The sequence below is a fragment of the Sphingorhabdus sp. 109 genome, assembly GCF_902506555.1.
GTDB lineage: Bacteria > Pseudomonadota > Alphaproteobacteria > Sphingomonadales > Sphingomonadaceae > Parasphingorhabdus.
This window is the reverse complement of the sequence record NZ_LR732707.1, coordinates 426,070-444,534: the sequence shown is the minus strand read 5'-3', so window position 1 is coordinate 444,534 and position 18,465 is coordinate 426,070. Positions and strand designations below refer to the sequence as shown.

Sequence of the window (18,465 nt, the reverse complement as noted above, 5' to 3'; positions counted from 1 at the left end):
CCCATCGCTCAGGGAGCTGGTTGCTCCAACCTGTCTTTTCGGGCATTCACACGAACAGAAAAGCGGTCTCCCACCAGCGGATCCATGAAGCGCTGGTCTCTGATAATTAGCTCGGCCTGATCCCGCTCAACCACCGGCATCCGTGACCAGAACAGAAAAGCCGCAGCGTCATCGCTGGCCGTTGCGAGACCAGGAAGCGGCGTTCGGCCGGGTTGGGCCATAACCTGCTTTTCATTGAGAACCAATCCGTCAAACAGATCATAAGCACCTGACCCGTAAGCGGTTTCGTTCCGCCACAACATCTCCCGTTTCCAGAACTGGAGCGGCACCGGGTTGGCTACGACCATATTGTCTTCGACCTTCGCTTCGACCTGATGAGCGTTGCGCGAGAGCAGCGACTTGGTCTCCGCTTCCGCCTTGCCGGTGATCATGCCATTGGCGAAAATATAGGCGCCGACGGCAGCAAAGCTGATCCACGCCGGTCGCTGCCAACTCGGGCCACCCCTCTTCTCCCGTCGCCGCGAAATCCAGACACCAGCAATCAGCGCCGCCCAGATCCAGATATCGATAATAAAAATACTGTCGCCGTAGAACCATTGCGACGAAAAGGGTTCGAGCAGGCGGATGCCATAGCTGTTGAGCCAGTCCAGCGCCGGATGGCTCAGACAGCCGATATAGGCCAAAGCCAGCAGCCAGCCCTTGTGGATAGGCAAGCGATCCGCAGGTCGTTTGCCGCGCTTCGTCTGCCAGCGGTCAAACCCGATCATGATCCCGGTCAGCAACAAGGGCAGAACCAGCATCGCGATCGGCCCATGGGTGATCCCGCGCCGGATCGCCAGATGCTGCACCCCGTCGAGCAAGGTCGCCACCGCGTCGATATCGGGAATATTGGCAGCGATGATCAGCGTCGCCATGCCGAGACCGGTTTTCTTTTTCAGGCCCATCTGGCCGAGAACGGCACCGGCCAAGCTGTGGGTCAGATTGTCCAAGATTTTTGCTCACACGAAGACACGAAGGCACAAAGAAAGAGGTGCTTAGATTGCATAATGGTCATTGGCTATCCGTTTTACGCCTTCTTTGAAAGTGGCTGCGCCAAAGTTCATCAGGAAACCGAGCGGCAAATCCATCAAACGTAGATAGGTCAACAATTGCTTGGCGTGAACCGGTGCGTAGCGTTCGGTAGACTTCAACTCAATCAACAGTCTGTTTTCGACGATCAGGCCAGCCCGAAATGCCTCGTCCAAAACTCGCCCCTTGAAGACAATAGGAATGATCCTCTGTCTTTCGACAGAAAGACCTTTCTCTTTCAAACTCTCGCAAAGCAATATTTCATAGGCGGATTCAAGCAGTCCCGGGCCCAACTCCTTGTGCAGCCAGAAACCACAATCAACACAGACTTTGGCGAACTCTTCAATACGTTCCACGCCGACATCTTAGTGCCTTCGTGTCTTCGTGCGAGTCCAGAATCTTTACAGTTCCGGCCCGCCCTCAGCCACCGTCCAGGTCTGCCCCTTGCTCAGCAAGGCCTGCAAATCCGGCTTTTTACCAGCCGACGCCGCCTCATTTTGCGCGACAACAGCCGCTTCGAACGTCGGACGCGGATCGTCATAGAGCACGCCCAGAGCCATCGGGAATTCGCCAAACTGCATTTCGATCAGCATATGCGCGACCGAGCGGTTGGTGACATCATGAACAATCACATCGGCCGCTTCCCAGTCACCATCGACGACGTCGACCACTTCCAGCTGCAGGGTCTTGCGGTTGAGCGTGATACCCTTGGTGCCTTTGCCAAACAGCATGGGCTCCCCGTCGACCAGATGCAACTGCGTGTCGGCCGCGGTCTTCTTGGCCGCAAATTCCTCGAACACATCCTTGTTATAGACGATGCAATTCTGGAAAATCTCGATGAACGACGTGCCCTTGTGGGCGTGGGCTGCCTTGAGAACATCGGGCAATCCCTTGTGCACATCAATGCCGCGGGCAACGAAGCGCGCACCGGCACCCAAAGCAAAAGCACAGGGCGAAGCGGGCCGGTCGACCGAACCATATGGCGTCGACGGGCTTTGCGTGCCCTGTCGGCTGGTCGGCGAATATTGGCCCTTGGTCAGGCCGTAAATCTCGTTGTTGAACAGCATCACCTGGCAATCGAGATTGCGGCGCAGCAGATGCATCGTGTGGTTGCCGCCAATCGACAGCGCATCGCCGTCGCCGGTGATGATCCACACGTCGAGCTCCGGATTGGCGAGCTTGACGCCCGTAGCCACTGCTGGCGCACGCCCGTGGATCGTATGGAAGCCATAAGTCTCCATATAATAAGGAAAGCGCGAGGAGCAGCCGATACCGCTGACAAAGACCGTCTTGGACGGGTCAGCCCCCAGATCGGGCATGGTGCGCTGTACGGCCTTTAAAATGGCGTAATCGCCGCACCCGGGGCACCAGCGGACTTCCTGATCGGTTTCCCAGTCTTTCAGCGTGGTCGTGATTTTTGTCATCTCGTTCATGACAGATTCTCCTCAATCGCCGCTTCAATTTCGGCAATGGTAAAGGGCTGGCCGGATACCTTGTTCACCGGCTTGGCATCGACCAGATATAGGTCGCGCAACACGGTTTTCAGCTGTCCGGTGTTCATTTCGGGTACGATCACGCGGTCATAGCCTTTCAGCAAGTCGCCGAGATTTTTCGGCATCGGCCAGATATTCCGAATATGGATATGGGCAACATCCTTGCCCGCTTCGACAGCCCGGCGCACCGCCTGATGGATCGGACCGAAAGTCGAACCCCAGCCGACCACCGCCAGCTTGCCGCTCGTATTGCCGAGCGCGACATCCTGGTCGGGAATGCTGTCGGCAACGCCGAGCACCTTGTCGCGACGGATTTCAGTCATCTTCTGGTGATTGGCCGCGCCATAATCGATATGGCCTGTATCGACGCCCTTCTCGATGCCGCCAATCCGATGCATCAGTTCGGGCGTGCCCGGCTTGATCCAAGGCCGTGCGAGTTTCCCGTCGCGCGCATAAGGCTTCAATCCGTCGGCCGGCATGGTTTCGAGGAAGGTTGTCGGGAACGGCTCCAGACCGGACACATCGGGAATCTTCCAAGGCTCAGCCGCATTGGCAATATAGCCGTCGGTCAGCAGCATGACCGGCGTCATATATTGCACTGCAATCCGCACCGCCTCGATTGCGCATTCAAACGCATCGCTTGGCGAACGGGCGGCAATGACCGGCATTGGCGCATCGCCGTTGCGGCCATAGACAGCCTGATAGAGGTCCGATTGCTCGGTCTTGGTCGGCAAGCCGGTCGAAGGGCCGCCGCGCTGCGAATTGACAATCACCAACGGCAATTCGGTCATGATCGCCAGACCGATTGCCTCGCCCTTCAGCGCAATGCCGGGACCTGAAGATGACGTAATGCCAAGCTTACCGGCATAGCTGGCGCCAATGGCCGCCGCGATCGCGGCAATTTCGTCTTCTGCCTGGAATGTGGTGACGCCAAATTCTTTCAGGCGTGACAAATGGTGCAGAATTGCAGAAGCCGGGGTGATCGGATAGCCGCCAAAGAACATCGGCAAGTCCGCCAGCTGCGCACCGGCGACCAGTCCCAGCGAGAGCGATTCCGCGCCCGTCACCGTGCGATATTTACCCGGCGCAGACGGCGCCGCACCCACTTTGCGCGTGGTCAGATGGCCGCTGCCAAGACCTTCACCGGATAGTTCGGCAGTTTCGCCATAAGCATGGCCGGCGTTGAGCGCCGCGATATTGGCTTCTGCAACATCCGGCAATTTGGCAAATTTACCCTTCAGCCAGTCGATGATTGGCTCCCGGTCGCGTTCGAACATCCACAATGCCAGCCCCAGCGTCCACATATTCTTGCAGCGCAGCGCTTCTTTATTGCCAAGACCGAACGGTTTCACCGCTTCGAGCGTCAGCGCGGAAATATCCAGCTTGAGCAATTGCCATTTGGCGAGAGACCCGTCTTCCAGCGGATTATTCTCATATTTCGCCTTGTCGAGATTCCGTTTTCCGAACTCGCCGGAGTCGGCGATGATCAGACCGCCGGGCCGCAAGGCCTCGACATTGGTTTTCAGCGCGGCAGGGTTCATCGCGATCAGCACATCCGGCTGGTCGCCGGCGGTTTCGATCGCGCGGCTGCCGAAATTGATCTGGAAAGCGGACACGCCGAACAGGGTCCCCTGCGGCGCCCGGATTTCAGCCGGAAAATCGGGGAAGGTCGCAAGATCGCTGCCCGCCAGCGCGGTCGACAGCGTGAACTGTCCTCCGGTCAGCTGCATCCCGTCGCCGCTGTCTCCGGCAAAACGGACGACGACATTTTCTGCGCCATCACTATTGGGACTATTCGGTTCTTCCTGCTTCAATGCGGTGGCCATAATGGATTTTCCGTGCCTTAATTATTATTACGCATCCCGCCCTAGAGCAGCAATGTGCCCCGCTTCAAACCACAAAAACTAATAGGGATAAAGCATTTGTTTGGGACGACCTTCCCGATTAGCGCTTGCCTAGTGCGCGCGGCCTGATCTAATCGGTTAGTTAAACGCTAGGAGAAGAGAGATGACTGACGCTTATGTGCGCCCCGATGTGCAGATGATTCTGACGATGATGGCTCAATCCGACCAGCCGCTGATGTCGGAAGTCGAACCCGCAGCGGCCCGCGAAATGTACAATGTAATGGCGGCGATGCTCGAAGCGGACGCGGTTGAAATCCCGCGTATCGAAGACTTGTCCTGCCCCGGCCCCGCCGGCGATATCGCGCTGCGGCTCTACGACAGCCAAGCCGAACGCAGCGCGGAAACACCCGTCATCATCTTCTATCACGGTGGCGGATTTGTGATCGGCGATCTCGATTCCCACCATAGTTTCTGCACCTATATAGCACGCGAAATGGATATGCCGGTCATCGCCGTGGATTATCGGCTGGCCCCGGAAGCGCCCTTCCCGGCTGCTCCCGAGGACAGCCTTGCCGCGACGTGCTGGGTCGCCGATAACCAGGAACAGCTCAACTTGCAGATCAGCGGCATGATCCCGTGCGGCGACAGCGCCGGCGGCAATCTCACGCTGGTTGTCGGACAGGTGCTGGCCAGCGAACCGGCGTCCGTCCCCGTGGTCGCGCAATTCCCCATCTATCCCGCCAGCCGGATGGATGCGAAGGGCGGATCGATGGACGAATTTGCCGAAGGGTTTCTGCTGACCAGGGACAGTATGGACTATTTCAACAGCCATTATGCGGCAAAGGATGACGACATTCGGGTGTCGCCCTATCTTGGTGATCTGGCAAAATCACCGCCGACGGTGCTGGTCACCGCCGGCCTCGATCCGCTGCGGGATCAGGGGCGTGATTATGCCGCCGACCTGATCCGCCACGGCGTGAACACGACTTTCATGGAAATGGCGGGCAATGTCCACGGCTTCATCAATATTCGCAAAGCCGTGCCCACCGCCCAGCAAGATGTCGACAAGATGATCACCGCCTGGAAAACAACGCTGGCTTCGCTGCAGTCATAGGCCGGACCGGCTGCTGACGGAACACTTCGGTCTGCGGCCCTTCCCGCTATTGCCGTCCGCCCAGCGGATAATTAGTTTCGCTGGCAAGACTCGCTAGCTGGCCCTGCGTTTATGCGCTAGAGGCGCGCCGGAACATCACGGCTGCCAGACAGGACCGTGCAGCACATGACTTTGGAAAGGTAAACATCATCGACTTCTCCCATCTCCCCTACCGCCCCTGCGCCGGGATCATGCTCGCGAACCGGTCGGGTCAGGTATTTGTCGGCCAGCGTCTGGATGCGGCGGACAGCAACTATCCCGATGCCTGGCAGATGCCGCAAGGCGGGATCGATAAGGGCGAAGAGCCGGAAACGGCAGCCTTGCGCGAGCTGCGCGAGGAAACCGGCGTGGTCGAAGATTTCGTCCAGATCATCGGTCGCAGCACCGAGGAATATCTCTATGACCTGCCCGACGAGCTGCTCGGCAAGATATGGAAGGGCAAATATCGCGGCCAGCGGCAGAGCTGGTTCCTGATGCGCTTCACCGGCGAGGATGATCATATCGATATCCAGACCGAACATCCCGAGTTCAAGAACTGGAAATGGACCGATCCGCAGGGCTTGCCAGATCTGATCGTACCCTTCAAAAGGGACCTGTATCGGGCGGTTTTGAAAGAGTTTCTGCCGCTGATCTAGTAACAGTAAGCAGGAATTCTCTATGACCAGACCAGCAGTAGCGGCCGCAATTCTCGTTGCGGCAAGCGCCTCCACGCCAGCCGCCGCAGCGCTGCCCGACCCGGTCAGAGAAATGATCGACGCCGCCATAGCATCGGACGACAAGCAGGACGTTGCCGCCATTGTGAAAATCGCCAAGGCAACAAACCCCGATGACCATGCCGAGATCGATGCTTTGATGGCCGACTTCAATGCCCGGCAGGCGAAAGCGGCGGCCGTGGCTCTGCGCGAAAAACAGCAAGCCGGTTTTTTCGAAAACTGGAAGGGACAAGGCGAAATCGGCGGTTTCCGTTCGACCGGGAACACCAGAAATCTCGGGATTTCAGGCGGTCTGAAACTGGTCAAGGACGCGGTCAAGTGGCGGTTGAACATCAAGGCGCGCGCCGATTATGAACGCAGCTCTGGAAGCACAACCCGCGACCAGTTGAGTGCGACCATCGAACCCAATTACAAGTTTGACGAAAGCCTCTACGCTTATGGTCTGGCCCAGTTTGAACGGGACCGGTTCCAGGGATTTTCCGCCCGCTACACCCTTTCCGGCGGGCTGGGCTATGAACTGGTCAAGACCAAAGACATTCGGCTCGCCATAAAGGCTGGGCCCGCATTTCGTACCACGAATTTTGCAGGCGGTGGATCAAAAAGCAGTCTGGCCGCGCTGGCCGGTATCGATTTTGACTGGAAGATTTCCGATCATCTGAAATTTTCACAGGATGCTGGTGGCACCTATGCGAGCGATGCGCAGGGATTCAGTTCGGCTGTGGTCGTCATCGACAGCGACAATACCAGCCTGACCGCGACATCAGCGCTCGACGCAAAACTGCTCGGATCGCTGTCTGCTCGCCTGTCCTATACGATTGAACATGAAACCAATCCGCCGACCGGCCGGATCAAGACCGATACGCTCAGCCGCGCGACCTTGGTCTATGATTTCTAGATTTTAGCGGAAGCCCGCTTCACGGTGTTTCGGTGGCCGGTTCTTCGTCCCCGATTTGCGGCTTGGGCGTAACCGCTTCGGCCGACAATACCGGTTTCTTTTCGGCTATCTTGATCGCCGAAGCCAGCTGGTCGTTTTGCGCGCAGCGCGAACGGCACAGGGTTTCGATCCGCGACAGATTCACCCGCGCCTTTTCCAGTGCTCCGCGCTGGATCAGGGCCTCGCCCTGACCGGCCAGCGCATCCAGATTGTTCGGATCCAGTATCAGCGCCTCGCGATAGAGACGGATAGCCTTGCCGGGCAATTCCTGCACCCGGGCAATTTGCGCCAGCGCGATGAAGGCAGAGCCGTTGCGCGGATCGACGACCAGCGATGTTTCGTAAAGATCGGCGGCCAGATCGAGTTCGCCGCGCTTCTGCGCCGCCTCACCCATTTGCATATATTCGATCGAGCGGGGCTTGATCTCGACATCGGCGGACTGGCCGAAACTGGCGCTGGAAACAGTGGCAAAGACGAGAGACAAGGCCACGACAGCCGGTGAAAAACGCATAATCAGCTCCAATAAAGTCTCTCGACCATAGCCAGACTCATCTGCATGCTGGCTTAACATGCTTTGCTATCACAATTTTTCGAGACAGGTAAAATAAAAGCCATCCGTTCCGTCATGATGCGGTGAAAGAAGAAGGCCTTTACGATATGGGCGGCCAATCGGCAAATCAATCGATATTTCCCGCCACCCCGTATGGCTTTCGAGAAAGCGGTCGGTCTGGTCGCCGCCCTCTGCATCAAGAAGCGAGCACACGGCGTAAATCAGGCGTCCGCCCGGTTTTACCAGCGCGCTGCCGAGCGCGAACAACCTTTGCTGCAGTTCTGTCGTATGTTCCAGTCGCTTCGGCGTCATCCGCCAGCGCAGTTCGGGATTGCGCCTCCAGGTTCCTGTCCCGCTGCAAGGGGCATCGACCAGAACCAGATCACAGCGGCCTTTCAGATGGTCCAGCGATTCCATTTCCTTGCCCGGACCGAGCAAAATCGTCTCGATATTGCGCGCGCTGGCCCGCCGCTTGCGGGGTTCGATCCGGCTAAGCCGATTGCGATCGGTATCCGCCGCGATCAGCTTGCTTTCGGCCGGCAGCATGGCCGCCAGCGCCAATGTTTTTCCACCGGCACCGGCACAGAGGTCCAGCGTCAGCGCCGGTTTCGCAGCGGCGCCCGCCATTGCAATCGCCTGACTGCCGAGATCCTGGATTTCCACGGTCCCTTCGCGGAACAGCGCCTTGTCTTCCAGCTGGGTCCCGGCGGGCAGTTCATAGGCGTGCGGCAGCGCCAGGCCGACGGCTTCCGGCCACGCGGCCTCGACGTCTCCATCCGCGGCGCGCTGCCCATTGATCCGGATATGCAACGGCGCGCGGTCAAACAGCGCCTTGCGTTCATTCTCGTCGATCGGACCGGCAAACCGGTCGGTCAACCACGACGGAACCTGTGGGCCGCTGGCGACCGGTTCGTCCGCTGAGATCACTGCGGGACCATAATGGGCTCCGCTAAAGAACTCCCGTAATTCCGGCTGTTCATCGACCAGTCCCAGCATCGCCTGCCTGCCGCTTTCCGGCCGGTCGCCCCAGCGCCGGATGGCGGAATAGACCAGCTCGCGAATGGCCCGGCGGTCACCCGATCCGGCATAGCGCCGTTCCTTGAAGAATTTCTTGGCGATATTGTCCGCCGACGCTCCATTGTCCCGCGCGGCGGCGATGATCCAGTCCAGCATCTCTATCGCTGCCTGCAGTCTCGCTGCCGGGGTCATGCGTCCACCCGATCGTCCAGATGCATGCAATGATGCTCCATCCGGGTGGCCGGTCCGTATTTCGCGCCAATTCTGGTCTTCAGCACCACAGCATCCTCTTCGCAGCTTGCAACGGTCAGATAGGCGTCGCTTGTCCAACGCGGCGTATCGGGCCCCGGCCCCGCAGGCCAGATGAATATCATCAGGATTATCTTGGCCCCGATCATGAGAGACCGCCCGAGGCGCTATCGGGTGGGATAATTGGGCGCTTCCCGGGTGATCGCAACATCATGGACATGGCTTTCCTGCAGACCGGCATTGGTGATCCGGACGAATTCGGCCCGTTCGCGCAAATCCTCGAGCGTGGCCGAGCCGGTATAACCCATCGCCGCTTTCACGCCGCCAACCAGCTGGTGAATGACATCGCGTGCCGGCCCCTTGAACGGCACCTGCCCCTCGATCCCTTCCGGCACCAGCTTCATCTGGTCCTTGATATCCTGCTGGAAATAGCGGTCCGCCGAGCCGCGCGCCATCGCGCCGACCGATCCCATGCCGCGATAGCTTTTATAGGCGCGGCCCTGATAGAGAAAGGTTTCGCCCGGGGCTTCTTCGGTTCCTGCCAGCAAGGACCCGATCATTACCGCCGACGCGCCGGCCGCCAGCGCCTTGGCGACGTCGCCCGATGTCCGCAGGCCACCATCGGCGATCACCGGGATGCCGGATTTCTCTGCTTCTTCCGCACAATCCATGATCGCGGTCAGCTGCGGGACACCCACACCGGCGACCACCCGCGTGGTGCAGATCGAACCCGGCCCAATGCCGACCTTGATACCGTCTGCGCCTGCATCAATCAGCGCGCGCGTGGCCGCGGCTGTCGCCACATTACCGGCAATGATCTGCGCGCTGTTCGAGCGTTTTTTCACTTCTTCGACGGCCCGCGCGACCATCGCGCTGTGGCCGTGAGCGGTGTCGATGACGATCAGATCGCATTCCGCATCGATCAACGCCTGCGTCCGCTCCAGTCCGCTGTCGCCGACGGTCGAAGCCGCGGCGACCCGCAGCCGGCCGGATTCATCCTTGGTCGCGTTCGGATAGGTCACGGCTTTCTCGATATCCTTGACCGTGATCAGCCCGACGCAGCGATAATCATTATCAACGACGAGAAGTTTCTCGATCCGCCGCTGGTGCAGCGTCCGCCGCGCCTCTTCCTGGCTGACGCCCGCCGGGACCGTCGCCAGATTGTCCTTCGTCATCAATTCCGAAACCGGCTGCTGCGGATTTTCGGCAAAGCGGACATCGCGGTTGGTCAATATGCCGACCAGCTTGCCCGACTTCTCGACCACCGGAATGCCCGATATCCGGTTCTGTTCCATTGTCGCCTGTGCTTCGGCCAGCGTTGCATCGGGCGCGATGGTGATCGGATTGACCACCATGCCGGATTCAAAACGCTTCACCTGTCGAACCGCGGCGATCTGCTGTTCAACGGTAAGATTCCGGTGCAAGACGCCGATTCCGCCCATTTGCGCCATGACAATGGCCATGTCGGACTCCGTCACCGTATCCATGGCAGAGGACAGGATCGGGATATTCAGGCCGATAAGCTTCGACAAGCTGGTCTTGGTATTGGCCTGACTGGGCACGATTTCGGACGCCGCAGGCTGCAGCAGGACATCGTCAAAGGTCAGTCCCAACCGAATTTCTTTATGCTTGCCTGACCTGCTCATGATCGCCACTTTCCGATGTCGTGAATTTGATTCTGTGGCGGCCCATGTAATCAGTTATCCGGCTCGCCGCTAGAGGCTTTTCCCGGATATGTCGCCGTCGAGGCAAAATAACGGCCCAGCGCCACGTGGAAATCGGCATCTGCCGCCGCCCCCGCGAGCAAAAGACTGTCGTTCACTTCGTCGCTAACGTCATGATAAGGCCCGTTGATGAAGGCTGTGACCCGCTCTTCGTCGGCGAAGGCACTGGTGATCATATAGGCGGGAATGCCTCGCTCCAGAAAAACATAGCCGTCCTGCCGCTCGAGATAGACATCCGCCTTGCCGCTACGGTCGATTTCGCGTCCCTCTTGCGCGGCGACGATCTCGATATCCCGGTCCAGCTCATTTTCGCCCAGCCCGATCACCGCAATTCGCTTGCGATTATCGGAAAGGGCGACGCTATCCGCATTGAAGGCAACGACAAATTTATCGAGCGCAACCGGCGGGTCCCGGACAAAGGCCCGCGCGCCCAGAAGTCCCTTTTCCTCTGCAGTTGTGGCGAGAAAATAGATATCGCGATCCGGGCGCTGACCCGCCAGGCGCGCGGCGGTTTCAATGAGCAGCGATATGCCGCTCGCATTGTCGACGGCGCCATTGCAGATCCGGTCCCGCTCCAATTCCTTCGGGTCTTCGGTCCGGCAGATGCCGAAATGATCCCAGTGCCCGAGATACAATATGGCTCCGCGCGCCGGATTGCTGCCGGCAATCTTTCCGATGACATTGTGCGATAGATAGCTGCGGAGAGCGGTATCGACCGCGGCATTTGCCTGCAGGTCGAGATCAATAAGGTCGATGCCACCGCTCGTTAACAGCAGCTTTTCGGCATCCCGGCCAGAGCGCAGGAGCAGTTTCCGGAACTGGTCGTATCGCATTAACCCCTCGACCGCCGCGTGTTGCTCCGGGCCGGCCAGCATCGTCGTGCCGCGCTCGAAGGACCGTCGATATCTCGGCCATAGCCACTCATCCGCAACGATGCCGATCACCCCGATTGCACCCTCGCGAATCAGTTGCAGCTTGCGGTCGCGATAATCCGGCAGTTCCTCAGCGGACTCCGGTGGATTACGCGGCAGGAACACCAGTTTACCGGCAATCGAAACGCTACCCTGACCGGAATCCGGACCGGCATAGCCGGCGAAGACCATCGGCATATCCAGCTTGCGGAACGACGCATCGCGGCTGCGCAAGATGATCTCATCCTGCGCCACGCGCACGAACTGTCGGGAACGGCTATCAGCGACCTGAAGGCGATAGATTTCCGGCGTGCGCTCGACCAGAGACACCGGCGCGTACCACGAGCCCTCGTCGCCTGCGGACACCAGCCCGGCCGCTGACCATTGGCTGGCGATATAGTTGACGGTCTTGTTTTCGCCGGTCGTCCCCGGTTCTCGTCCCTCGAACTTATCGCTGGCCAGTATCTCGATATGCCGGAGCAGATCAGCCTCGCCGATCGGCTGCGCGCCGGCACTACCTGCGGAAAAAATAGCCGACAAAAGCAGAACTGCAACAAAACGCATCGCAACCACAATCCCTATATTAACCTGAACAATTCGCTTTTTCCTTGGCAATATACCGCAATTAATCAATGATAATGCGACGGTTTGCGGAGGAGAATGGAAATGGACGTTTCACTATTGTTATTGGTGCTGCTGGTCACCATCATCTATCTGTTTGCAAGCATCAAGATCGTCCGGCAGGGCTATCATTATACAATCGAATATTTTGGTCGCTTCACGACGATCGCCCAGCCGGGGTTCAACTTCTATCCGGCTTTTCTTTACCGCGTCGGCCGCAAGGTCAACATGATGGAGCAGGTGCTGGACATTCCGGGCCAGGAAATCATCACCAAGGACAATGCGATGATTTCCACCGACGGCGTGGTATTCTTTCAGGTCCTTGAAGCGGCCAAGGCGGCCTATGAAGTCAATGACCTGTATAATGCGATTCTCAATCTCGTCACCACCAACCTGCGCACGGTCATGGGCTCGATGGATCTCGACGAGACCCTGTCGAAACGCGACGAGATCAACGCACGGCTGCTGACCGTGATCGACGATGCGACCACGCCCTGGGGGATCAAGATCACCCGCGTCGAGATCAAGGACATCCGTCCGCCGCAGGATATCGTCAATGCGATGGCGCGGCAAATGAAGGCCGAGCGCGAGAAACGCGCCAATATCCTCGATGCAGAAGGCGCCCGCGCCTCAGAAATCCTGCGCTCGGAAGGCGAGAAACAGGGTCAGATCCTGCAGGCCGAAGGTCGCAAGGAATCAGCCTTCCTCGATGCCGAAGCCCGCGAACGGGAAGCCCAGGCCGAAGCCAAGGCGACCCAGATGGTGTCCGAAGCCATTGCCGGAGGCAACGCACAGGCGATCAACTATTTCATCGCCCAGGACTATGTGAAAGCGGTTGAAAAATTTGCCACCTCGCCCAATGCAAAAACCATATTATTCCCGGTAGAGGCAACCCAGCTGATCGGATCACTCGGAGGCATCGGCGCGCTCGCCAAGGAAGCGTTGGGCGAAGATGGCCACGCCATCACGCCACCTCCCCGGCGCAAGGGACCGTTCGACAATCAGGATCAGTGAGACCGGCAACCGGCGGAGCAAGAGCCATGGATGATATCGCACTGAACAACCCGGAATATCTCTGGCTCGGACTGGCCGCCTTGCTGGCGCTGGCGGAATTGTTCGTGCCGGGCGTTTTCCTGATCTGGGTGGCCGCTGCGGCCGCGTTGACCGGCGTCCTGTCGCTCTTTATCGATATGACTGTCGCCGGTCAGCTTACCGTATTCGGACTTGCCACCATTGCCGCTGTGCTCGGCGGGCGGCGCTGGTATCTGGCGCACAAGGTCGAAAGCGAAAATCCGCTGCTCAACAATCGCGCGGCGCAGCTGGTAGGCAGAACCGTGACCGTTGTGGAAGCGGTTTCAGCGACCAGCGGGCGCGCAAAAGTCGCCGATGGCGTATGGCCGGCGCGAGGCCCGGATATGGAAGAAGGCACGGTCGCCAAAGTCATATCCGTAGAAGGCGGGGTTCTGGTGCTGGAAGCGCGGGAGAGCCCCGTTCAACTGGAAAACAAAACTATTTCCTGAAGAAACCCTTCGCCATATCGGTGAGGTCATTGATCGGATTGCCATCACCGTCGCGATCCAGAAAGCCGGAAACCTTGCCGAGCAGCCCCTCGTCACCGCCCAACTTGTCCATCAGACCACCCTCGCCATCCAGGCCTGCTTTTTCGGCCATGGCGGGCAACAGCCCCTTCAGCTTTTCGGGATCGACACCGGCTTCGGCAGCGGCTTCCTTGATCGCGGTCATATTGTCGGTGCTGCCGTCGCGCAATTTTGCGAACAGCGCTTCCCCGCCTTTTTTCGCTTCGTCCGCCGACATTCCGGCCTTTTCGGCGATTTCCTCAATGCTGAAATTCTCGGGCAGCATCGCCATCACTTTATCAAGCATGCTCATAATCCTTTTCCTTCCAATCAGATAGATTCTAGCGGACCAGTTTGCCGGCCATGCCAATGATATCATCCAGCGGGTTGCCGTCACCGTTCAGGTCGAGCAGCGAACCGATGCCGCCCATCCCACCGGAAGAGGCATTGTTGCCGCCGCCAAGCAGACCGCCGATCAGTCCACCAAGTCCGCCGCCATTGCTGGCACCGCCTGTGCTGTCCCCGCTTTGCTTGGCCATATATCCGGCCACCATCATCGCCACGACCGGCAGCATCTTCTTCAGCAGGTCGCTGCTGATCCCGGTCTGTTGTTCCGCGCCTGCGGCAACCGTCCGGCTGACTTCCTTGGAACCGAATATCTGGCCGAGCACTTCATTGCCCTTGCTAACAGGGGTCGGCTGGGTGCCAAGCACGCTGTCGAGCAGTCCGCCCCCGCCGAGCTGACCGAGCAATCCGCCCAACCCGTCCAGACCGGCTGGCTGGGCCTGGGTTGTTTTCTTGAACCCGCCCAAAATGGCGGGCAGCAATGCTGCGGCTCCGGCTTCGGCGACATTTTCGTTGATGCCCAGTTCCTTGGCCATAGTTCCGATGCCGCCCGACTGTTGCAACGCATCCATGATATTCATCGTCGATCTCCTTGTTCGCCACATTGGCACGTTCTGATTCTTCGCTTGCGAAGTCCCTAGCATATTTTCCGGCCAGAAACCGACTAAACGGAGGCGTTACCAGTGTTTACAAGGAATTGGCGGCTTATAAGCGTGCCAACAGAAGAAGGACAATTGACTCGCAGAACACTTGCTCCGAAACGATTAGCAAGGGTGTGGCTGGACATAGCCAAATTTAAAGTCCCCGCAAAAGTATAGAGGAGCATAATATGAGTATTTTCGGAAAGATTAAGAACGCGATTTTCGGTGGCGAAGCCAAGGCCGCAGAACCGGAAGTCAAGCCGGCGGCTGAACCCGTTGCAGCCGCGCCGGCCAAACGCGCCGCAATCAGCGAAGTAGACGTGGCATCCCGGCTCGACAGCATCCCGGGCTCCGACAAGCTCAACTGGCGCACGTCGATTGTCGACCTGATGAAGCTGGTCCAGATCGATGCCAGCTATGGCAACCGCAAGGAACTGGCGCAGGAACTCGGCAACAGCGATTACAGCGGTTCTGCCGAAGACAATATCCTGCTGCACAAGCAGGTCATGAACAAGATTGCCGCCGCTGGCGGGATCGTTCCGGCTGATCTGAAAGACTAAGCCGCTGGACGATATGTCCGTTTGAATTTAGGCGGGGGCTGTGAGCGATCATCGCCCCCTTCTTTTTGCCCCGCTTCCCGCTGCGGAAGCCCCGAAAGGCTGCCGGCGCTGTCCGCGACTGGTCGGCCTGCGCAAATCCTTGCGCAAGGACCATCCGGACTGGTGGAACGCCCCGGTTCCGGCCTTTGGCGACCCGGAAGCATGGCTGGCCATCGTCGGCCTCGCGCCGGGCACGGAGGGCGCCAACCGGACCGGCAGGCCGTTTACCGGCGACGCATCGGGCGAAACGCTGTTTGCCACTCTCACCAAATATGGCTTTGTCGACGGTGTGTTCGCCAATGACCCCGCCGACGGGATCACATTGAACGGCGCGATAATCCTTAACGCGGTCAAATGCCTGCCCCCGGAAAACAAGCCGACCGGGGCAGAGATCAACAATTGCCGCGATTATCTCAAGAAATCCATCCGCGCCCTGCCCAAACTACGCACGATATTGGCTCTGGGAAAAATCGCTCATGACAGCATCATCCGGATGGAAGGGCTCAGACTAGCGGATCACAGGTTCGCGCATGGCGCGGAGCATAAGCTTTCTGGTGGCCGTGTGCTGATCGACAGCTATCATTGCAGCCGCTATAATCTGAATACGCGGCGCCTTACCGTGGCAATGTTTGAAGAAATATTCGACATGGCCATCGATATGCCGCCTGATCAATAAACCTCCGGCCGCCAGTTTCGCGTCACCAAAACCTTGTCGCCCTTCCGCACATTGGCAAACAGCTTGCGCGCAAAGTCCAGTGGTACGCCGATGCAACCGTGGGTCGCCGAGACGCTGTCCACCTCTGCGCCATGGATCGCGACACCCTTCCAGGTGAGCCGCAGATTATAAGGCATCGGAGCATTGTCATACGTGCTGCTATAATGGTCCGCGTCTTTTTCGAGGATCGGAAAAATGCCGGTAGGCGTGTCATATTCTTCCCATCCGCGAGTAATTCTCGTGCGGGCAATCTCGATGCCCTCGCGATAGACATAGAGCTGCTCCGCCTCCAGATCGACGACGATCTGTGCAGAACCGCGTGCGTTGTTCGCCCGGGCAAAACTTTCGTCCCAGAAATGTTCACCAAAATCGAGCGGCCGGTCGAGTTCGATATAATGCTTCACAGCAAACAGCGAGCGCGGTTCTTCCGGAGCAGCAGCGCGGGGCGTCGTTACCAAGCTCCCGGACTCATATTCAATAATAAATTCAGTCTGCGCGAAGGACGGCGCAGAAAGGGCGATCATGGCAAGAATGAGGGCTGCGACCAGACCATGAAGCCGTATCCGGGCGCGCATGCCTATATATCCTCGGCCAGCCGCCCATAGAGCTCCGGCCGCCGGTCCCGGAAAAATCCCATGCCGGCGCGATGCTTGCGCGCCTGTTCCAGATCGAGTGATGCCGTCAGAACGCCCGTATCCTGCGAGCCATATTCGGTTACCAGATCGCCCCATTCATTGGTGATGAAACTGTGGCCGTAGAAAGCCTGCCCCGCTTCGACGCCGATGCGGTTGCTGGCGACCACCGGCATGCAGTTGCTCACCGCGTGGCCCTGCATCGCCCGGCGCCACATGCGGCTGGTGTCGAGGTCCGCGTCATAGGGTTCGGACCCGATTGCGGTGGGATAGAAGAGCACTTCCGCGCCCATCAGCGCCATTGCCCGCGCGGTTTCCGGATACCATTGGTCCCAGCAGATGCCGACGCCGATCCGCGTGCCGCACACATCCCAGACCTTGAAGCCGGTATTGCCGGGGCGGAAATAGAATTTCTCCTCATAACCGGGTCCGTCGGGAATATGGCTTTTGCGATAGACGCCCATGATCTCGCCATTGGGATCAATCATTGCGAGACTATTGTAATAATGCTGGCCGTCGCGCTCGAAAAAGCTGGCCGGGATCGCCACTCCATATTGCTTGGCGAGCTTCTGCATCGCCAGCACCGGCGCACTCTCGCCAACCGGCTGCGCCAGCGCGAACAGCGCTTCTTCCTCGGTCTTGCAGAAATAGGGACCGGCAAACAGTTCCGGCGGCAGGATGATCTGCGCGCCCTGTTCCGCTGCCTCGGCAACGAGGCCGCTGACGGCAAAAATATTCGTCTGTTCATCGCCGCCCAGAGGCAGCTGCAGGGCCGCTACGCTTAAATCGGTCATAGCGGCCCTGATAGCGGTTTAAGGAAGCTTCTTAAACAATAATGTCATCCGGTCGGATTCGCCGATCGCTTCATATTTCGCTTTGTCGGCATCACCCTCGGCAAAGCGCGGCGGCAGGGTCCAGACGCCTTTGGGGTAATCCGCGCTATCCTCGGGATTAGCGTTCACCTCGGACTGTTTGACCAGTTCAAAGCCATGCGCTTCCATGAAATTTACCACCGTATCGGTCCGGAGATAGCCGCGACTGCCATTGGCATAGCTGAATGGTGCATCATCCTTGGCCCGGTGCTGGACAATGCCGATTGTGCCATCCTCTTTCAGCAATCGGCGCAGCGCCTTGATCTCGCTGTCGGCGACATTCCAGCGCATCAAATTATGCATCATCCGCGGGATGAAGACAAAATCGACACTGCCCGCCAGTTCGTCGCTAATCTCGCCCGTGGTCAGGCCCTTGAATTTGTCTGCCGGGATCCCGGTCATTTCGGCAACCTTGACCGGGAATTCCGCTCCCCATTTGGTCATTTCCGCCTTGCGGTCTTCCGGAAAGGGAAGCGGAGCCGGATCATAGTTGATGCCGATATATTGTCCTTTATCGGCCAGATAAGGCGCGAGAATTTTCGTATACCAGCCGCCGCCCGGAGCATATTCCGCGACCGTCTGATCCGCTGTGACACCAAAGAAAGCGAGCGTCTCGGCCGGGTGACGATAGATATCACGGGCCTTGTCGTCCGCGCGCCGTTCATGATCCAGAACTGCCTGCAGGCTGGCGTCGGTCATTGCAGCGCTGTCTTTTTCATGATCATTGGCGACAGCCGGAGCAGCGGCGCCCAGCATCGCCAGTGCCGCGCTTGCCATCAGTAAGTTCTTCATTTTGTCATTCCTCTC

At 58.6% G+C, this 18,465-nt stretch carries 21 protein-coding genes; 7 read left to right on the top strand and 14 right to left on the bottom strand.

Annotated features, from left to right (window positions below):
• Positions 1–8: 8 nt before the first annotated feature.
• From BOSE62_RS02180 to BOSE62_RS02165, 4 genes are read right to left on the bottom strand one after another with little or no spacing between them, the layout of a single operon-like run.
• Positions 9–989 carry a metal-dependent hydrolase gene (locus BOSE62_RS02180; RefSeq protein ID WP_159641095.1) on the bottom strand — a complete coding sequence of 327 codons (981 nt, stop codon included), beginning with the start codon at positions 987–989 and terminating at the stop codon, positions 9–11.
• Between the two features lie 45 nt (positions 990–1,034).
• Positions 1,035–1,424, bottom strand: a complete 390-nt coding sequence (locus tag BOSE62_RS02175; protein WP_159641092.1) for a GxxExxY protein — start codon at positions 1,422–1,424, stop codon at positions 1,035–1,037.
• Positions 1,425–1,469: 45 nt separating this feature from the next.
• Positions 1,470–2,501 (bottom strand): 2-oxoacid:ferredoxin oxidoreductase subunit beta, encoded by a 1,032-nt coding sequence (locus BOSE62_RS02170; RefSeq protein WP_159641089.1) that lies wholly within the window; start codon positions 2,499–2,501, stop codon positions 1,470–1,472.
• Positions 2,498–4,387, bottom strand: coding sequence for a 2-oxoacid:acceptor oxidoreductase subunit alpha (locus BOSE62_RS02165; RefSeq protein WP_159641086.1), 1,890 nt, complete (start codon positions 4,385–4,387; stop codon positions 2,498–2,500). Before BOSE62_RS02165 ends, BOSE62_RS02170 begins: the two co-directional genes overlap by 4 nt.
• 181 nt (positions 4,388–4,568) lie before the next feature.
• On the opposite strand from BOSE62_RS02165, the gene BOSE62_RS02160 reads away from it, so the two are divergent.
• The 3 genes from BOSE62_RS02160 to BOSE62_RS02150 all read left to right on the top strand — a co-directional run bounded on the left by BOSE62_RS02160 (position 4,569) and on the right by BOSE62_RS02150 (position 7,166).
• Positions 4,569–5,519: an alpha/beta hydrolase gene (locus BOSE62_RS02160; protein ID WP_159641083.1), complete on the top strand. Its 951-nt coding sequence runs from the start codon at positions 4,569–4,571 to the stop codon at positions 5,517–5,519.
• Between the two features lie 185 nt (positions 5,520–5,704).
• Positions 5,705–6,193: an RNA pyrophosphohydrolase gene (locus tag BOSE62_RS02155; protein ID WP_159647852.1), complete on the top strand. Its 489-nt coding sequence runs from the start codon at positions 5,705–5,707 to the stop codon at positions 6,191–6,193.
• A gap of 22 nt (positions 6,194–6,215) precedes the next feature.
• Positions 6,216–7,166 (top strand): DUF481 domain-containing protein, encoded by a 951-nt coding sequence (locus BOSE62_RS02150; RefSeq protein ID WP_159641080.1) that lies wholly within the window; start codon positions 6,216–6,218, stop codon positions 7,164–7,166.
• Between the two features lie 19 nt (positions 7,167–7,185).
• Here the strand turns inward: BOSE62_RS02150 and BOSE62_RS02145 are convergent, their stop codons facing one another.
• The 5 genes from BOSE62_RS02145 to BOSE62_RS02125 form a co-directional block, all read right to left on the bottom strand.
• Entirely contained in the window at positions 7,186–7,716 is a 531-nt protein-coding gene (locus BOSE62_RS02145; protein ID WP_236553779.1) for a tetratricopeptide repeat protein, read from the bottom strand.
• Between the two features lie 69 nt (positions 7,717–7,785).
• Complete coding sequence (locus BOSE62_RS02140; RefSeq protein WP_159641077.1) at positions 7,786–8,964, bottom strand: RsmB/NOP family class I SAM-dependent RNA methyltransferase; 1,179 nt, start codon at positions 8,962–8,964, stop codon at positions 7,786–7,788.
• Positions 8,961–9,170 (bottom strand): hypothetical protein, encoded by a 210-nt coding sequence (locus BOSE62_RS02135; protein WP_159641074.1) that lies wholly within the window; start codon positions 9,168–9,170, stop codon positions 8,961–8,963. The genes BOSE62_RS02140 and BOSE62_RS02135 overlap by 4 nt, the downstream gene beginning before the upstream one ends.
• 18 nt (positions 9,171–9,188) lie before the next feature.
• On the bottom strand, positions 9,189–10,667 hold the full coding sequence (gene guaB / locus BOSE62_RS02130; protein WP_159641071.1) for an IMP dehydrogenase: 1,479 nt from the start codon (positions 10,665–10,667) through the stop codon (positions 9,189–9,191).
• Positions 10,668–10,717: 50 nt separating this feature from the next.
• Positions 10,718–12,220, bottom strand: a complete 1,503-nt coding sequence (locus tag BOSE62_RS02125) for a M28 family peptidase (protein ID WP_159641068.1) — start codon at positions 12,218–12,220, stop codon at positions 10,718–10,720.
• A gap of 102 nt (positions 12,221–12,322) precedes the next feature.
• Here BOSE62_RS02125 and BOSE62_RS02120 point away from each other — a divergent pair, with 102 nt between their 5' ends.
• Together BOSE62_RS02120 and BOSE62_RS02115 are read left to right on the top strand one after the other, a co-directional pair.
• On the top strand, positions 12,323–13,291 hold the full coding sequence (locus tag BOSE62_RS02120; RefSeq protein ID WP_089134718.1) for an SPFH domain-containing protein: 969 nt from the start codon (positions 12,323–12,325) through the stop codon (positions 13,289–13,291).
• A 26-nt stretch (positions 13,292–13,317) separates the two neighbouring features.
• Complete coding sequence (locus tag BOSE62_RS02115; protein WP_159641065.1) at positions 13,318–13,797, top strand: NfeD family protein; 480 nt, start codon at positions 13,318–13,320, stop codon at positions 13,795–13,797.
• On the opposite strand, the gene BOSE62_RS02110 is transcribed toward BOSE62_RS02115, so the two are convergent.
• Entirely contained in the window at positions 13,787–14,167 is a 381-nt protein-coding gene (locus BOSE62_RS02110; RefSeq protein WP_159641062.1) for a hypothetical protein, read from the bottom strand. The genes BOSE62_RS02115 and BOSE62_RS02110 overlap by 11 nt on opposite strands.
• Before the next feature lie 28 nt (positions 14,168–14,195).
• Positions 14,196–14,780: a DUF937 domain-containing protein gene (locus BOSE62_RS02105; protein ID WP_159641059.1), complete on the bottom strand. Its 585-nt coding sequence runs from the start codon at positions 14,778–14,780 to the stop codon at positions 14,196–14,198.
• 248 nt (positions 14,781–15,028) lie between these two features.
• Here BOSE62_RS02105 and BOSE62_RS02100 point away from each other — a divergent pair, with 248 nt between their 5' ends.
• The gene (locus BOSE62_RS02100) at positions 15,029–15,400 is read left to right on the top strand and encodes a DUF3597 domain-containing protein (protein WP_159641056.1); all 372 of its coding nucleotides are present in this window, start codon (positions 15,029–15,031) and stop codon (positions 15,398–15,400) included.
• A 40-nt stretch (positions 15,401–15,440) separates the two neighbouring features.
• Positions 15,441–16,115 carry a uracil-DNA glycosylase gene (locus BOSE62_RS02095; protein ID WP_159641053.1) on the top strand — a complete coding sequence of 225 codons (675 nt, stop codon included), beginning with the start codon at positions 15,441–15,443 and terminating at the stop codon, positions 16,113–16,115.
• Here BOSE62_RS02095 and BOSE62_RS02090 read toward each other — a convergent pair.
• From BOSE62_RS02090 to BOSE62_RS02080, 3 genes are read right to left on the bottom strand one after another with little or no spacing between them, the layout of a single operon-like run.
• Complete coding sequence (locus BOSE62_RS02090; RefSeq protein ID WP_236553777.1) at positions 16,109–16,729, bottom strand: L,D-transpeptidase family protein; 621 nt, start codon at positions 16,727–16,729, stop codon at positions 16,109–16,111. The two genes, BOSE62_RS02095 and BOSE62_RS02090, sit on opposite strands and share 7 nt — an antisense overlap.
• 2 nt (positions 16,730–16,731) lie before the next feature.
• Complete coding sequence (aguB, locus tag BOSE62_RS02085; protein ID WP_159641050.1) at positions 16,732–17,580, bottom strand: N-carbamoylputrescine amidase; 849 nt, start codon at positions 17,578–17,580, stop codon at positions 16,732–16,734.
• 18 nt (positions 17,581–17,598) lie between these two features.
• Entirely contained in the window at positions 17,599–18,450 is an 852-nt protein-coding gene (locus BOSE62_RS02080; protein ID WP_159641047.1) for a class I SAM-dependent methyltransferase, read from the bottom strand.
• Positions 18,451–18,465 lie beyond the last annotated feature (15 nt).